At 42.3% G+C, this 16680-nt stretch carries 13 protein-coding genes; 5 read left to right on the top strand and 8 right to left on the bottom strand.

Annotated features, from left to right (window positions below):
* The first annotated feature begins 9 nt into the window (after positions 1 to 9).
* Entirely contained in the window at positions 10 to 438 is a 429-nt protein-coding gene (locus J3L16_RS01495; protein ID WP_207611092.1) for a DNA polymerase III subunit chi, read from the top strand.
* Between the two features lie 8 nt (positions 439 to 446).
* A complete protein-coding gene (locus J3L16_RS01490; RefSeq protein WP_207611091.1) occupies positions 447 to 3221 on the top strand; it encodes a valine--tRNA ligase in 2775 nt (924 codons plus the stop codon).
* 52 nt (positions 3222 to 3273) lie between these two features.
* Here the strand turns inward: J3L16_RS01490 and J3L16_RS01485 are convergent, their stop codons facing one another.
* From J3L16_RS01485 to J3L16_RS01470, 4 genes are all read right to left on the bottom strand, one after another.
* A complete protein-coding gene (locus J3L16_RS01485; protein ID WP_207611090.1) occupies positions 3274 to 4635 on the bottom strand; it encodes an 8-oxoguanine deaminase in 1362 nt (453 codons plus the stop codon).
* Between the two features lie 2 nt (positions 4636 to 4637).
* Positions 4638 to 5966 (bottom strand): nucleobase:cation symporter-2 family protein, encoded by a 1329-nt coding sequence (locus J3L16_RS01480; RefSeq protein WP_207611089.1) that lies wholly within the window; start codon positions 5964 to 5966, stop codon positions 4638 to 4640.
* A 91-nt stretch (positions 5967 to 6057) separates the two neighbouring features.
* Entirely contained in the window at positions 6058 to 6426 is a 369-nt protein-coding gene (rraB, locus tag J3L16_RS01475; RefSeq protein WP_207611088.1) for a ribonuclease E inhibitor RraB, read from the bottom strand.
* A gap of 17 nt (positions 6427 to 6443) precedes the next feature.
* Complete coding sequence (locus J3L16_RS01470) at positions 6444 to 7124, bottom strand: 1-acylglycerol-3-phosphate O-acyltransferase (protein WP_207611225.1); 681 nt, start codon at positions 7122 to 7124, stop codon at positions 6444 to 6446.
* Positions 7125 to 7289: 165 nt separating this feature from the next.
* On the opposite strand from J3L16_RS01470, the gene J3L16_RS01465 reads away from it, so the two are divergent.
* A complete protein-coding gene (locus J3L16_RS01465; RefSeq protein ID WP_207611087.1) occupies positions 7290 to 8426 on the top strand; it encodes an HD domain-containing phosphohydrolase in 1137 nt (378 codons plus the stop codon).
* 34 nt (positions 8427 to 8460) lie between these two features.
* Here J3L16_RS01465 and glnG read toward each other — a convergent pair whose 3' ends face one another.
* From glnG to glnA, 4 genes are all read right to left on the bottom strand, one after another.
* On the bottom strand, positions 8461 to 9882 hold the full coding sequence (glnG, locus tag J3L16_RS01460) for a nitrogen regulation protein NR(I) (RefSeq protein WP_207611086.1): 1422 nt from the start codon (positions 9880 to 9882) through the stop codon (positions 8461 to 8463).
* The gene (gene glnL / locus J3L16_RS01455; protein ID WP_207611085.1) at positions 9882 to 10958 is read right to left on the bottom strand and encodes a nitrogen regulation protein NR(II); all 1077 of its coding nucleotides are present in this window, start codon (positions 10956 to 10958) and stop codon (positions 9882 to 9884) included. The genes glnG and glnL overlap by 1 nt, the downstream gene beginning before the upstream one ends.
* 80 nt (positions 10959 to 11038) lie before the next feature.
* Positions 11039 to 11590 (bottom strand): DUF4124 domain-containing protein, encoded by a 552-nt coding sequence (locus J3L16_RS01450; protein WP_207611084.1) that lies wholly within the window; start codon positions 11588 to 11590, stop codon positions 11039 to 11041.
* A 131-nt stretch (positions 11591 to 11721) separates the two neighbouring features.
* Positions 11722 to 13131: a glutamate--ammonia ligase gene (glnA, locus tag J3L16_RS01445; protein ID WP_207611083.1), complete on the bottom strand. Its 1410-nt coding sequence runs from the start codon at positions 13129 to 13131 to the stop codon at positions 11722 to 11724.
* Positions 13132 to 13582: 451 nt separating this feature from the next.
* Here glnA and typA point away from each other — a divergent pair, with 451 nt between their 5' ends.
* On the top strand, positions 13583 to 15409 hold the full coding sequence (gene typA / locus J3L16_RS01440) for a translational GTPase TypA (protein WP_207611224.1): 1827 nt from the start codon (positions 13583 to 13585) through the stop codon (positions 15407 to 15409).
* 145 nt (positions 15410 to 15554) lie between these two features.
* A complete protein-coding gene (locus tag J3L16_RS01435) occupies positions 15555 to 16676 on the top strand; it encodes a PatB family C-S lyase (protein WP_207611082.1) in 1122 nt (373 codons plus the stop codon).
* The last annotated feature ends 4 nt before the right edge of the window (positions 16677 to 16680 follow it).

Raw genomic sequence — 16680 nt, 5'->3', positions numbered from 1 at the left:
GGTTAACTTTTGACCCACGTTTCTTTTTATTCATTAACTGACGCTGACGACGTAGGGCATTCGCTGTCTTGCTCGTTGGCCTGTGAAGCCTATTCAAAAAAACAGCGTGTCAATGTATGGTGCGCTGATAAAGAACAGGCTGAAGCCATTGATGAGCTATTGTGGCAATTGCCTACAGATAGGTTTATTCCACATAACTTGGTAGGCGAAGGCCCTAAGGGCGGCACTCCAGTACAAGTGTGCTGGCAGCCGGAACAGCTTCGCCCTAATGGCACTGTTATTGTGCTGAGTAATGCAACTATTTCAAACCCAAATGGGTTTCAACACATCATCGATTTCGTTCCTGCCGCTGACGCTGAAAAAGCGTTGGCAAGGGAAAGATACAAATATTACCAAAGGGCAGGGTGCACTATGCGCTTTACCCAAGCTGATTCTTGAGAGAACTAATGGAAAAAACCTTCGATCCCCAGAGTATTGAATCTTCATGTTACCAAAGATGGGAAGACCAAGGCCTGTTTGCACCCAGTGGTGAAGGCAGTCCTTATTGTATTTTACTTCCACCTCCTAACGTAACGGGAAGCTTGCATATGGGTCATGCTTTTCAGCATACCATTATGGACGCTCTGGTTCGTTATCGCAGAATGAAAGGCGATAACACCTTGTGGCAAGTGGGAACTGACCACGCAGGTATTGCAACTCAAATGGTGGTAGAGCGCCAGTTGAACGCACAAGGCAAAACCCGTCACGATTTAGGTCGAGAAGATTTTGTAAAGAAAATCTGGGAATGGAAAGAAGAAAGCGGCGGTACGATAACCAATCAAATGCGTCGCATGGGCGCCTCTGCTGATTGGTCTCGTGAAGTGTTTACCATGGACGATAATTTGTCAGAAGCGGTAACCGAAGTATTTGTAAAATTACATGAAGAAGGTTTGATTTACCGTGGAAAGCGCTTGGTAAATTGGGACCCTGTTCTACATACCGCGGTTTCCGATTTAGAAGTTATCAACGAAGAAGAAGCCGGTTTCTTATGGCATATGCGCTATCCCATTGCCGACGATTCTGGTCACCTTGTCGTTGCAACAACTCGTCCTGAAACCATGTTAGGTGATACAGCGGTTGCTGTGCATCCTGATGATGAAAGGTATAAACACCTTGTGGGTAAACACATTAAGTTGCCAATAACAGGACGTCTTATCCCTATTATTGCCGACGACTATGTTGATTTAGAATTTGGTACAGGTTGCGTAAAAATCACCCCCGCTCATGATTTCAACGATTATGAAATGGGCAAACGTCACAACCTAGACGTCATCAACGTACTAACCGATGATGCGAAAATTAATGCAGACGCTCCAGAAGCGTACCAAGGGTTAGACAGGTTCGATGCCAGAAAACAAATCGTAAAAGATTTGGATGAGCAAGGTTTACTGGAAAAAATAGAAGATCACAAACTTAAAGTACCCCGTGGTGATCGCACAGGTTCAGTTATTGAGCCCTATTTAACGGACCAGTGGTACGTTGCGGTAGAGTCTTTGGCGAAGCCTGCTATTGAAGCTGTTGAGTCAGGTGAAATACGTTTTGTGCCAGAAAACTGGAACAAAACCTATTACCAGTGGATGCACAACATTCAAGACTGGTGTATTTCTCGTCAACTGTGGTGGGGACACCGAATTCCAGCATGGTACGACGAAGAGGGTAAAGTGTATGTTGCTGCGACCGAAGCTGATGTGCGTAAAAAGCACAATTTAGACGACTCGGTTAAGCTATCACAAGATAACGATGTACTTGATACTTGGTTTTCGTCGGCGCTTTGGCCATTTGCCACTATGGGCTGGCCGAAAGAAACCCCTGAATTAGAAACCTTTTTACCGTCTTCGGTATTGGTAACAGGCTTTGATATTATTTTCTTCTGGGTTGCCAGAATGATAATGATGACCAAGAAATTTACAGGTAAAATTCCTTTTAAAGACATCTATATCACAGGCCTTATTCGAGATGAAAACGGCGATAAAATGTCAAAGTCTAAAGGCAATGTACTTGATCCCATTGACTTAATTGACGGTATTAGTGCTGATGCGTTAGTAGAAAAGCGTACATCGGGCATGATGCAGCCAAAAATGGCTGAAAAAGTGGGTAAAAGCACTCGCAAGCAGTTCCCTGAAGGCATTAATGCTTATGGCACTGATGCTCTGCGCTTTACCTTTGCGGCGATGGCCTCGACCAGTCGAGATATTAATTTTGATATGGGCCGAGTCGAGGGTTACCGCAACTTCTGTAATAAGATTTGGAACGCATCGCGCTTTGTATTAATGAATACTGAAGGCGAAGATGTTGGGGTTAACGGTGAAGAAAAAGTGTTGTCGGTAGCTGACGAGTGGATTTTAGCTATGCTACAAAAAACCCGTGCAGAAGTAGAGACGGCTTTGGCCGATTATCGCTTTGATATTGCTGCCCAGCTTATGTACGAATTCACTTGGAATCAGTTCTGCGATTGGTATTTAGAATTAACCAAACCCGTATTGAATAACGATGACGCCAGTGAAGCTGAAAAGCGTGGTACACGTCATACGTTAGTTAATGTACTTGAACAAGTGATGCGCTTGTTACACCCATTTATGCCTTACATTACAGACACTATTTGGCAACAGCTTGCGCCATTGTGTGGTGTTGAGGTTACTGAAGAATCAAGTGTCATGTCGCAATCATTCGTTGCAGAAAAGCCTGAGCTCATTCGCGATGATATTTTAGATGATATTGCATGGCTGAAAAAGTGCATTGTTGGGGTAAGAAACATTCGTGGGGAAATGGATATTTCACCGAATAAGCCTCTTGATGTGCTGTTTAAAAATGCCACGGCAAAAGACAGTGAACGAGCTGCGAAAATGGATGTGTTTTTAACTCGTCTTGGAAAGTTAGCGTCTATCACTCATGTAGTGGACGGCGATGATATTCCAGCAAGTGCTTCGGCAATTGTAGGTGAGATGGAAATATTGATTCCTATGGCGGGTTTAATCGATAAAGATGCAGAGCTCGCTCGAATCGACAAAGCCTTGGATAAATTGCAAAAAGATATTCAGCGTGTTGAAGGTAAATTAGCAAACGAGAAGTTTGTGAGCAATGCACCTGAAGCGGTTATTGAAAAAGAACGGGCTAAGTGTGACGATTTTCAATCTCAATTACGCACGTTAAATGCGCAAAGAGACACCATTTCTAGTTTGTAATACCCTAGATCTAAATTACGTCCCGTTTTAACCAGAAGGTGAAACGGGGCGGTTATGCCTTACTCATTAAGTACGACGTGCTTTCTTGCGCTTTTGTAATGACTTCGTTTTTGTCTAAATGAGTGAACTCACATTCTTTTATAATGCATTTCCCTTCTACAAATAAGTCTCGTACTGTTTGTGGGCCACTGAATATTAACGCGGTAACTGGATCCCAGCTTCCAGCACTGTGCAGGTTGTTCATATCCCAAATTGCAACGTCGGCTCGGTATCCTATGGATAATTGCCCCACATCATTTCGGCCTAAGACTTTGGCGCCACCACGAGTGGCAAGTTCAAGTACTTCTCTAGCTGTAATCGCATTTGCGCCGTATTGGACGCGCTGAAGCAGCATACATTGGCGGGCTTCGTTTAACATATGGGCAATATCATTGGACGCAGAGCCATCTACACCAATGCCTACGGGAACACCTTGTGCTTTCATATGAATAATTGGCGCGACACCTGAGCCTAGTCGACAGTTAGAGCAGGGACAATGAGCCACGCCCGTGTGGGTTTCAGCAAACAATGCTATTTCTTGAGGATCGAGTTGCACGCAGTGAGCATGCCAGACATCTGGGCCTACCCAACCTAAATCCGCAGCATACTGGCCAGGACGACAACCAAATTTTTCTAGAGAATAACGGACATCTTCAACATTTTCAGCCAAGTGAGTATGTAAACGAACCCCTTTTTCTCGAGCTAGAATCGCGGCGCTTTTCATTAAGTCAGTACTGACAGAAAATGGCGAACAGGGTGCCAAGGCTATTTGTATCATGGCACCAGCTTCGGCTTGGTGGTATTGGTCTATTAAACGAATACTGTCTTGTAAAATGGCGTCTTCATTTTCTACAAGGCTATCTGGAGGTAATCCACCATTGCTTTCACCTATACTCATGCTCCCTCGGGTTGCGGTTAGTCGCGTTCCCACAGAATGCGCCGCATGTATGGTGTCATCAAGCGTGACGTCATTGGGGTACAAATAATGGTGATCCGAGGTTAGAGTGCAACCCGTTAGCGCAAGTTCAGCCAACCCTAAGCGGGCAGCGTTATAGACATCATCAGAGCGTAAATGGCCCCAAATGGGATACAGGGTTTTTAGCCATCCAAATAAAAGCGCATCTTGGCCCCCTGCAACACCTCGAGTAATACTTTGATATAAATGGTGGTGGGTATTAATTAACCCCGGAGTTACCACACAACCTGCTGCATTTGTCACTGTGTCGCAGCTTGCTTTTAATTGCGGGGGAACACTGCCGCTGCCTACTTGTTCAATGATGCCATTGGCCAATACGAGATAACCATTCTTGAATTCAGACTTAGCGTCGTTCATACATAGGATAGTATCGGCGTTTTCAATAAGATGGCGAGGCATAGCTAATTCTCTTTAGTGTGCGGTAGCATTAGGTTTAGCGTAACTGCTAAAAATGTCGCGGGTAATAAACCAGATGAAAGGAAGATTTGTAAGGTTTGAGGTAAATGCTGAAGGGCTTCCGGTTCTAGTTGCAGACCTAAACCCAATGACAAAGAAAGGGCAAAAATAAGCATGTTACGCTGGTTCCAGTTGACTTCAGATAAGATAGACATAGCGGCTGATGCAACCATACCAAACATAATAATGACACCGCCGCCCAGAACTTCTATGGGAATAGTGACAATAAGCGCACCTATTTTGGGGATGAGCCCACAAACCACAAGAAAAACCGCACCAATAGCAACGATATAGCGACTCATTATGCCTGTCATAGCGATAAGCCCCACGTTCTGACTGAACGACGAATTAGGTAGTGCGCCAAAAAGGCTAGCCAATGCGGTACCTAAACCATCGGCGGTAATAGAACCCGAAATTTCTCTTTCAGTGGCTTCTCTGCCTGCTCCTGATTGAGTAATAGCGCTGACATCGCCCATGGTCTCAATGGTAGATACAATACTCATTAAACAAAAACTAAGTATCGCAGCGGTTGAAAAGGACACGCCAAAATAAAAAGGTTCAGGTACGGTAAACCAGCCCGCAGACTCGATTGGATCAAAACTAACTCGACCTAAAGCGAATGCTAATCCGTAGCCAGCAAGAAGCCCAATTAGGATAGCGGCGTTTGATAACCAGCCACGGGCGTAAAAATTAAATGCGAGTGTCACTATGATAACGGTACTAGCCAGTAGCCAGCTTATGGGAGCACCAAAGGCTTCTGTCCCTTTAGCGGGAATACCTCCAGCAGCATATTGAATGCCTACTTTAATTAAAGACAGGCCAATCATGGCAACCACTAAGCCTGTGATTAACGGAGGAAATGCAAACTTAATTTTACCCATGAATAAACTTAAGCTCGCATGAAATAAACCGCCTACAATACCGCCAGTCATGATCGCAGCCAGTGCATCTTCGCCTTGGCCTATTACTAAAGGCACCATAATGGGGATAAACGCAAAGCTGGTACCTTGAACTATGGGCAAACGGGCGCCAACAGGGCCTGCGCCAATGCATTGGAATAAAGTCGCGATACCTGCAAACAACATAGACATTTGCAGCATATAAATTAGGTGGCTGGTGTCTGAACTACCATAGCCAAACCCTGCTACACCAGCAATAATAATAGCAGGGGTAACATTACTGACAAACATGGCTAAAACGTGTTGTATACCAAGTGGAACCGCCACGGTTAGCGGTGGCATAAAGTTGGGGTCACGTTTTTGCTCAGGTGTCATTGTGTTATCTCGTTTTAATCATTATTTTAGACAATGAACGCAAATTTAGTGCCACACAATGGCATAAGCCGCTTGAGTCTAATGTTAGCGATTACTCTTCACCTTCGGTTGGAATAAAATAAGTTCCCCAGCCGTCGTAGTGAACTTGGTGTTTGTCAGCGATTTTTAGCAGGTTATCCGTGTCTTTACGTAAAAGTTCAGCGTCTAGTTTTCTTTCTACGATAGCGTCAAAGCAGAAAACTAAACCGCCATCGTCTAATACTAATTCTTCAGCGTCAGTGACTTCAAATCCTGCTTTAAACGCGTCTACCGCGGCTTTTTCTAAAATATCAAAATCGCTACTGGCTAAGTGGTGCTCAAGGGTATACGTGGCATCAGCTTGGCTTCCGTCTTCTATTAACGCTTCTATGGTGTCTTCGTTAAATTCGTACCATTCTTCTCTTTCGTCGAATTGTGACATTTTTTCTCTCACTGTTTTTACTGGTGTTCGTTATCGAGTTGGGATATTTCGTCTTTCATCTTTTGATGAAAACTATTCGCCCATTCTCGTGCTGTTTTCGTGTCATCAATAGGCTGAGGAGCACATATTTTTATTGAGACTGTGCCGTTGTTCCAACGGTTCAACCGAATTTTATTGTGTGTATTACTTACGCACACCATAGCAATAGGAACCTTTGTTTCTAGTGCTAGGCGAAATGCGCCGGTTTTAAATGGCAGTAAACCTCTGCCGTAGCTTCGTGTTCCTTCTGGGAAGACCCAAACAGACAAGGCTTTGTCTTTTATTCGCCTTGCAGCCTTACCTAAAGAATTTTGTGCGCTGCCTCTATGGGTTCGATTTATCATGATATTGCCCGATAGAAAGTAAATCAGACCAAAAATAGGTATCCAAATCAGGCTTTTTTTACCAATGGTTATAACCCCTCTTTTTGCCGCCTTACACACAGTAACCACATCATAACTATTTTGGTGGTTGGCAATATAAATATAGGGGGTATTTTCGATTACGCTGCTATCAGTAGTAATTTTTACATCAACACCAAGTAGCCAAGCCATCTTGTTGTAGGCCTGCCCCGTGAAGTAGACATTGTCTCTGTGAAATGGGCGAAATATACAAACAAGTAATACAATGGTATTAATCAGCAAAAATGTAGGAAGCATTAATAAGCATCGAATAAGGGCTAACACGTACTTTCTCAAAAAAAATTTTGCGAAGTATACGTACTCTGTCACTCCTTAGCTATATTTAGAGGATAGAAAAGAACTTTGTTAGCCATTTATATAACAGCAGCGTGTCTATAGTTGCAAAAAAAGAGACTTATTTGTATGCAAACATTTCGCCCCGATGATCTAGAAGACGATATTTTAGCTGATTTAATAGAAGAAATTAACGAGCTATACGAATCCAGTGAACAGACATTAATTGAACTTGAACTTCGACCAGATGATAACGAGCTCCAACGCTCTCTGTTCCGGTCTGTTCATACTATTAAAGGTGACTTGGGATTAGTTGGTTTTAGGCCGATGTTTCCGTTGCTTCAACACGTAGAAGACTTGTTGGATTATTTGCGCAAAGGACAAATGGTTTATAGCAGCTTGTTGAGTGATTTGGTTCTTTTAACCATGGATATTGTTAAGAACTTTGCTGAAAACATCTTACACAAAGGTGAAGCGGAATATGATCCTGAACTAGAAAAACAACTCGTAAGTGCAATTCAAGAAATTAAACCTGATTGTCATGATGAGCATGAAGTTAAATTAATCATTGCGGTAAAAATACTGAACCCAGCGCTTGTGGTCGAAGAGGGTGTTGGAGGTCTAGAAGTTAAGCCTAAAGATGATGGTATTGTGCTTTCAAAATCAGGTATACCTAAAGACCTTAGTGCGGAAAAGCAAATGGACGTGCTGTTCTTTCGCGATATGATGATGACCATAGAAAAACGTTCTGAATATTGGAAAGGTCGAGGGGATCGTATCGCCAAATTAGCTCAGCTGATTAATCAAGTCGCAGGAAAGCCAATCGAAGAAGACCAATTGGCTGTTGCGTGTTATGTGAATGATTTTGGAATGGCATTTATGCCAGTATCATTGATACACAAAAAAGAGGCATATACTGATGCAGAGCGTAATTTAATGCGTTCTCATGTGTATAAAAGCGCACGGCTTTTAGAGCATTTAAATGAATGGGATGGCGCACGAAAAATTGTAATGCAAGTTCATGAACACCCAGATGGTTCAGGGTATCCGTTAGGTATCCAAGAAGCAGATATGTGTGAAGGTGCTAAATTGTTATCCATTCTTGACGCATTTGACACCATGACGCAATCCTCTGACTATAACAATGTCTCATCGATTTCTAAAAAGAAAGCGGTAATAGAACTTAACCGCAGTGAAAAAGGTAAGTATAGCGCTAAGTGGATGCGCCATTTTAATGTGACTATGACTAAGCTATTGGCTCGGTAGAATGTAAAAAAAAGCAGCGTTTCGCTGCTTTTTTTTATGAAGGAAAGTCGAGTTCTTTCAACTTTCTAGTCAGGGTATTTCTTCCCCAACCTAGACGCTTAGCTGCTTCTTGTTTATGACCGCGAGTATGGTGCAATGCTCGTTCAAGTAACACTTTTTCAAAAGACATTGCGGCGTCATTCAGAATATCATTCTTGCCTTTAATGAGCTCTGAATCAGCCCACTTTGCCAATAAACTTAGCCAGGTGTCGTTGCCGTCGGCATTACTTGTAGAGGTTTGATCTTCTTCGATTTCAGGTGGCAAGTCTGAAGGCAAAATCTCTACGCCACTGGCCATTACCGATAACCATCGACATACGTTTTCTAATTGCCTAACGTTTCCAGGCCAAGACAAGCCCGCCATGACTTTCTCAGTATCTTTACTAAGCACTTTCGTTTCTACCTCAAGCTCTTTTGACGCTTTATGTAAGAAATACCGTGCAAGTAATGGAATATCTTCACGACGCTGGGCCAGCGAGGGAATGTGTACTCTTATTACGTTCAGTCGATGAAACAAATCTTCACGAAATTTACCTTCGCTAACACGTTTTTCTAAATTTTGGTGTGTGGCAGCGATTATTCGAACATTCACAGTCACGGATTGGTGGCCGCCAACGCGATAGAACTGCCCGTCTGCTAAAACGCGAAGTAATCGAGTTTGCACATCTAACGGCATATCACCAATTTCGTCTAAAAATAAGGTGCCGTTATTGGCTTGCTCAAATCGTCCTTGTCGAGAGGTTTGTGCGCCAGTAAATGCGCCTTTCTCGTGGCCAAACAACTCAGATTCTACTAAATCGGCTGGAATAGCAGCCATGTTTAAGGCAATAAAAGGCTCTGCTGCACGTGGACTATGGCGATGCAGTGCTTGAGCAACCAGTTCTTTACCTGTACCAGATTGACCATTAATCAGTACGCTAATGGAAGATCGGGACAAGCGACCAATTGCACGGAAGACTTCCTGCATTGCCGGCGCTTCGCCAATAATTTCTGTACCTGAGTCTTGATTTTGAACTTCTGGGCTATCTTTATTCTCTCTTGCATGGGCTAATGCCCGTTGTGCTAGCGTGACAGCTTCGTCGATATCAAAGGGTTTGGGTAAATACTCAAACGCGCCTTTTTGGTAGGCTTTAACTGCACTGTCTAAATCTGAGTGTGCAGTCATAATAATGATTGGGATATCAGGGAAGCGGTCGTGTATATCTCGCATTAATGCCATACCGTCTTTTTGCGGCATACGGATATCAGAAATAATAACTTCGGGTAACTGCCCTGAATCCAGTTGTATCAATACATCATTAGGATTTTCGAAGCTTACACAAGGTATGTCTGCTGCTTGAAGTGCTTTTTGTAATACCCACCGAATTGAGCTGTCATCGTCGACAATCCACACGGGTTCCCAAGATGATGAATGCATTATATAAACTCCTGTTTTTCGATGGGAAGATAGATAACAAACTCGGTATGACCGGGACGGCTCTCTACCTCTATTTTTCCTCTGTGATGATTAACGAGTGTCTGTGCAATAGAAAGGCCTAAACCGGTTCCATTGTCTTTACTGCTCACCATGGGATAAAAAAGCGTATCTCTTATTTCTGTAGGAATACCGGGCCCGTTGTCGATTATTTTTATTTTCGCAACTAAAGGGTGATGCTCCTTATAAACAATGACATGTCTGTCAACACGGGTGACTAAACGTATTTGCGGATTGGTGGTTTTTGCGTTGGTTAATGCTTGTACGCTGTTGCGAACAATGTTTAACACGGCCTGTTGTAGCATGTCTTTGTCGACCATGACCTGTGGTATACTCGGGTCGTAGTCTCTTACTATATTAATGGTTTCACCAAACTGAGCACGAGTCAGGATTCTCACTTGTTCAATCGCTTGATGAACGTTGTAATTTGCGATAATAGGGCGGGAATTGGGACCAAGTAAGCGGTCGACTAAGTTCCTGAGCCTATCACTTTGTTCCATGATGAGTTGAGTATATTCTTTTTGCTCATGGTCCAATTCTTTTTCCAGCAACTGCGCTGCGCCACGAATTCCCCCTAGTGGATTCTTTATTTCGTGAGCAAGCCCACGAACAAGCTCTCTTGCCGCGAAATGTTGTGCATTTTGTTGGTTTTGCCGCGATATTTGCTGCTGTTTTTCAATTACCTTTATTTCAAACATCAATTGTGGTTTTTTGTTCAATATTATATTGGTAACCGTAATGTCGACTAATACTTGACGCTTATCTTTAAATGACAAACGTACTTCAGTTTCGGTAAAGTCTTCCCCTTCGTCAATAGCGCTCTCTATTGGTAATGCGTCGATAACATTTTGAGTTAGAAAGTCATTGAGAGGCTGTGCATGGAGTTGCTTATATCCGGTTTCAAACAAAGCTAACCCTGCATCGTTTGCAAATTGTATGGTTAAAGCTTTATCTATAACAATAATAGCGGTGTTTAAATTATCGAGTATTTTTTTTGCCTCGATATTTGACTCGCTCATACTCATCCTAAATTTCGCACCAAAATGGTGCGCTAGAGTTAATGCTTAGGTGATGTGGTGAGCATTACGTGCAAATTTAATTAATTCGCACGGCTCGGGTTGGTAATCACCGACACCTTTTGCATATAAAATGTTTGAGGTTGTGACGATGCAAGAGTCTTGCCTGTATTGTCAGATGCTGAAATAAAAAAACTGTGTTCGCCACGATAGATGTCATCAACTAAAAACGTGCTAAGACGTTGGGATATGACTTTGTTGTTATCTAAGTGCAGGTGATATTCAACTGAATCTAGAGCAGGCTCTAACTCTGCACTAATTGTAACTTGCCCATTATTGTTCCTGAGTGTTATCTCTGGAGCAGGAGTGAGTATTCTTAGTTGATAATTTGTTTGATCAGTAGGAGAAATGGTTTTTGTTTTTTTTGCTTTGGGTGTGGCTAAGCTAGGTACAGTAGAACCTTTAACTGACGATAGATCGACAGCTTCTGCATTTGGACCAGCTTGGTCAGAATAAATGACTGTTCCATCATCTTGGACAATTTTATAAACAGTTTGTGCGGTTACCGATGCTGATAAATCTAATAAGCATAAAGTCATAGTGGTTAGAACTATCGACCTTCTTATCTGTGTCACTTTTTAACACTCCTAAACAAACTAAGAATTAAAATTTGATACTAAATACACAATAGCAGCTTTACTCTTTTTTTTCTTCTGTGTAAAAAAAAGCCCAACATAACGTCGGGCTTTTAATTCATAAGATAATCTTAGCAGCTATAGTACATGTCGAACTCAACTGGGTGAGTTGTCATGTTAAGCGTTTCAACTTCTTCTTCTTTAAGTGCGATATAAGCGTCGATCATGTCGTCGGTCATAACACCACCGGCTGTAAGGAAGTCACGGTCGTTGTTAAGTGCTTCAAGCGCTTGCTCAAAAGAACTTGCAACAGTTGGGATTTCAGCCGCTTCTTCAGGCGGAAGGTCATATAGATCTTTATCCATAGACTCACCAGGATGAATTTTGTTTTTGATCCCGTCAAGGCCAGCCATAAGCATTGCTGTAAATGCTAAATATGGGTTAGCTGTAGGGTCAGGGAAACGTACTTCAATACGACGAGCTCTATCACTAGTTACGTATGGAATACGGATAGAAGCAGAACGGTTACGTGCAGAGTATGCAAGCATTACAGGTGCTTCGAAACCAGGAACTAGACGCTTGTAGCTGTTAGTTGACGCGTTTGCAAATGCGTTAATTGCACGAGCATGTTTAATGATACCGCCAATGTAGAAAAGCGCATCTTCAGAAAGACCAGCGTATTTGTCACCAGCAAAGATATTTTTACCATCTTTAGAAATGGATTGGTGAACGTGCATACCAGAACCGTTATCACCTACAAGAGGCTTAGGCATAAAGGTTGCTGTTTGACCGTATGCGTGTGCAACGTTGTGAACAACATACTTATAAATTTGAATTTCATCTGCTTTGTTTACAAGCGAGTTGAAAAGACATGCAATTTCGTTTTGGCCAGCAGTAGCAACTTCGTGGTGATGGGCCTCAACGGTCAAACCCATTTCTTCCATAACCATACACATTGCTGCGCGAGTATCGTGAGCTGAATCTACTGGTGGTACTGGGAAGTAACCGCCTTTAACACCAGGACGATGTCCCATGTTGCCTTCTTCGTACTCTGAACCAGAATTCCATTTAGCTTCAGTTGAATCTATTTTATAGAAAGAACCAGCCATGTCTGTATGGAAGCGTACGTCGTCAAACAAGAAAAACTCTGGCTCTGGACCAACTAAACATGTGTCACCGATACCTGTAGATTTAAGGTATTCTTCAGCGCGGCGAGCGACAGAGCGAGGATCGCGCTCGTAGCCTTGCATAGTAGTTGGTTCTAAAATGTCACAACGGATATTAACTTGAGTTTCTTCTGCGAATGGATCAACAACGCAAGTCTCAGGGTCTGGCATTAAAATCATGTCTGATTCGTTAATACCTTTCCAACCAGCAATTGAAGAGCCATCAAACATTTTGCCTTCTTCGAAGAAGTCATCGCTCACTTGGTGTGCAGGGATTGAAACGTGTTGTTCTTTACCTTTGGTATCTGTGAAGCGTAAGTCTACAAATTTAGCTTCGCTTTCTTTGATAAGCTCTAATGCCTTGTCGATTGACATGGTGTCCTCCTAGTTTTGATTTTTCAAAGTGCTATCGGATATAGCACCTTGGTGCGTTCATCAACAATAATGTATTGATGTGCGTCCCAGATTAAATTACTGAGTAATACTTAATCTTGTGCTTTAGTTAATACGTAAAAGCAATATTCAAGCCATAACGTGAATCGCTGTTTTAGCAACGAATAGTACAAATGTAAATTAACGTTGCTCAATAGATGTGCACCAAAATAGAACGGATGCGATTATTTTAGTGCAAATCAAATGTTGGATACGAATTTTAACTATCCAAATGAGCTAATGCACGTTAAGTGAGCTTGACCTTAATTTCAAGGATTCTAAAGTTTTTTCTCTTATATGCATAAAATTAGTCAAATTGTAATGAAAGAACGTGTACAATACGCGACCATTTTAGATAGTCATGTTCCTAGATAGTATTTTTGTAAAGGCCTAAATTTTGTCTCAAGATATAAGTAAATTAAGAAACATTGCGATTATTGCGCACGTTGACCACGGTAAAACAACCTTGGTAGATAAGTTATTACAACAGTCAGGCACTTTAGAGAGTCGTGGTGAAACCCAAGAGCGGGTGATGGACTCTAACGATATCGAAAAAGAGCGTGGCATCACAATTTTGGCAAAAAATACTGCGATCAACTGGAATGACTACCGTATTAATATCGTAGACACTCCGGGACACGCCGATTTCGGTGGCGAAGTAGAGCGTGTAATGTCAATGGCTGATTCAGTTTGTCTTCTTGTGGATGCTCAAGAAGGTCCAATGCCGCAAACCCGTTTTGTTACTCAAAAAGCCTTTGCTCAAGGTTTGAAGCCAATTGTTGTTATCAACAAGATTGATAAGCCAGGGGCACGTCCTGATTGGGTTATGGATCAAGTTTTCGATTTGTTCGATAACTTAGGTGCAACTGACGAGCAACTAGATTTCCAAGTTGTTTATGCGTCTGCATTGAACGGTTGGGCGTCAAACGACTCTGATGAGCCAGGCACGGATATGACGCCGTTGTTCGAAACCATTGTTGAACAAGTTGCTCCTCCTGCTGCCGACCCTGAGGGCGCATTCCAAATGCAAATCTCTCAGCTTGATTACAACTCATATGTAGGTGTTATTGGTGTTGGTCGAATTACTCGCGGTAGTGTGAAGCTTAATCAAGCGGTAACTGTTATTGATAAAGAAGGCAAAACTCGTAACGGTAAAGTAGGTAAAGTACTAGGTTACCTTGGACTTGATCGTTATGAAGCTGATGGTGCAAATGCCGGTGACATCATTGCGATTACAGGTTTAGGTGAGCTGAAAATTTCAGACACTATCTGTGATGTGAACAATGTAGAAGCATTGCCTGCATTATCAGTTGATGAACCGACCGTAACTATGACGTTCCAAGTAAATACCTCTCCTTTCTCAGGAAAAGAAGGTAAGTACGTAACGTCTAGAAATATCCTAGAACGCTTGCATGCTGAATTAGTTCACAACGTAGCGTTACGTGTAGAAGAAACTGAAGATCCTGATAAGTTCCGCGTATCCGGTCGCGGTGAATTGCACTTGGGTATTTTGATTGAAAACATGCGTCGTGAAGGTTACGAGTTAGCTGTATCTCGTCCAGAAGTTATCATTAAAGAAATTGATGGTGAACTACAAGAACCTTTCGAAACTTTGACTGTTGACTGTGAAGAAGAGCACCAAGGTTCAATTATGGAGCAGTTAGGTGTGCGTAAAGCTGAACTAACTAATATGTCTCCAGATGGTAAAGGCCGTGTAAGATTAGACTTTATGGTACCTAGCCGTGGTTTAATTGGTTTCCAAACTGATTTCATGACAATGACATCAGGATCAGGTTTGCTTTACCATACATTTGATCATTACGGCCCTCATAAAGGCGGTAAAATTGGTCAAAGAAAAAATGGTGTATTGATTGCGAACGCAGCCGGTAAAGCCTTAACCAATGCCTTGTTTAACCTTCAAGAGCGTGGCCGTTTATTTATTGGTCATGGTGTTGAAGTATATGAAGGTATGGTTATCGGTATTCACAGCAGAGACAACGACCTAACCGTTAACGCGCTTAAAGGTAAGCAGTTAACTAACGTTCGTGCATCTGGTACTGATGAAGCTCAGAGCTTGGTTCCTCCTGTTGTAATGACACTAGAACAAGCACTAGAGTTTATCGATGATGACGAATTAGTAGAAGTAACACCTGAGAGCATTCGTATCAGGAAGAAGCTACTTACTGAAAATGAAAGAAAACGTGCAGGTCGCTCAAAGTAACTAGCGACTTGTAAAATGAAAAGCCAGTTGTTTTGCAGCTGGCTTTTTTGTTTGTATTACGGCATTTCTAAATGCAAATATTAAATAGCCATCTAGACGGCTGTTTGTTATTCTTGTTGTATATTCAATTAAGGGTGTAAAGAGAATGTTTCCAAATTTACCTGATCGTAAACCAACGTATTCATATAAGTGGGAAAAGTATAAAGGGCAAGATATTTTACCTTTATGGGTTGCTGATACTGAATTCGGTTGTGCTCAACCTATTTTGGATGGCCTTAAGTCTCGCGTTGATCACGGTATTTTGGGCTATACTTTACCTTCTCAATATACACCTGCAAACGAGGCCATTGTATCTTGGTGTGAGCGTCAATATGGTTGGTCTATTGATGCCGATTGGATTGTTTGGACGCCAGGGGTTGTGCCTGCGTTTAATGTAGCTAGTAAAGCGTTTGGCGCGGGTCGCATTTTGGTCCAAGAGCCCAACTATCCACCGCTAAGAGCCGCGCCTGGGATTAATGATAGTCAGAGAATTGCCATTCAAACCGTAATTGAAAACGGTCGTTGGACATTGGATTTTGAGCAATTAGAAAAAGAAGCATCACACCCCGACTGCCATTTAATGATTTTATGTAATCCTATGAATCCAGTGGGTAGCGTAATGACGCAGGGTGAGTTAGATAAAATTGCTCAAATCTGCAATCAAAATGGCGTATTATTGTGCAGCGACGAAATTCATTGTGATTTGATTTTAGAAGAGGGCGTATCACATATTCCCGCATCTTCGCATCGGGAGTTGAAAGACAATAGCATTACCTTAATGGCTGCAAGTAAAACCTTTAACGTAGCGGGCCTTGGTGCTTCGTTTGCTATTATTCCCAATGAAGAGATACGCCGTAAATTTAACAAAGCGGCAATGGGGATTGTGCCTTGGGTCAATATATTGGGTTTGGTTGCCACTGAAATCGCGTTTACACAGTGCGATGAGTGGAGAGAGCAGCAGCTTAATTATTTGCGCAGTAACCGTAAATTCATTGTTGATGGTATTAACGATATTCCTGGTTTATCTGTGTTGTCTCCTGAAGCCACGTTTTTAGCTTGGGTAGATGCTTCCAAATTAGATGCACCTAGTCCTCAAGCATGGTGTGAACAACGAGGGGTTGGGCCTTCACCGGGTAGCGATTTTGGCAGTAAAGATTTCTTTAGGATTAATTTTGGTTGCAGCCAAGATATGCTCAAAGAAGCATTGTATAGACTGCAAAAAAAATAGTTTA

The organism is Alteromonas sp. 5E99-2 (assembly GCF_017368475.1).
Classification (GTDB): domain Bacteria; phylum Pseudomonadota; class Gammaproteobacteria; order Enterobacterales; family Alteromonadaceae; genus Alteromonas_F.
This window is presented reverse-complemented; position numbering and strand designations above follow the sequence as displayed.

Excerpts from the sequence above, each read along its gene's own strand:
- J3L16_RS01490 (WP_207611091.1), top strand. The coding sequence starts at position 447 with ATGGAAAAAACCTTCGATCCCCAGAGTATTGAATCTTCATGTTACCAA.
- J3L16_RS01485 (WP_207611090.1), bottom strand. The coding sequence starts at position 4,635 with ATGCCTCGCCATCTTATTGAAAACGCCGATACTATCCTATGTATGAAC.
- J3L16_RS01480 (WP_207611089.1), bottom strand. The coding sequence starts at position 5,966 with ATGACACCTGAGCAAAAACGTGACCCCAACTTTATGCCACCGCTAACC.
- rraB (WP_207611088.1), bottom strand. The coding sequence starts at position 6,426 with ATGTCACAATTCGACGAAAGAGAAGAATGGTACGAATTTAACGAAGAC.
- J3L16_RS01470 (WP_207611225.1), bottom strand. The coding sequence starts at position 7,124 with ATGCTTCCTACATTTTTGCTGATTAATACCATTGTATTACTTGTTTGT.
- J3L16_RS01465 (WP_207611087.1), top strand. The coding sequence starts at position 7,290 with ATGCAAACATTTCGCCCCGATGATCTAGAAGACGATATTTTAGCTGAT.
- glnG (WP_207611086.1), bottom strand. The coding sequence starts at position 9,882 with ATGCATTCATCATCTTGGGAACCCGTGTGGATTGTCGACGATGACAGC.
- glnL (WP_207611085.1), bottom strand. The coding sequence starts at position 10,958 with ATGAGCGAGTCAAATATCGAGGCAAAAAAAATACTCGATAATTTAAAC.
- glnA (WP_207611083.1), bottom strand. The coding sequence starts at position 13,131 with ATGTCAATCGACAAGGCATTAGAGCTTATCAAAGAAAGCGAAGCTAAA.
- J3L16_RS01435 (WP_207611082.1), top strand. The coding sequence starts at position 15,555 with ATGTTTCCAAATTTACCTGATCGTAAACCAACGTATTCATATAAGTGG.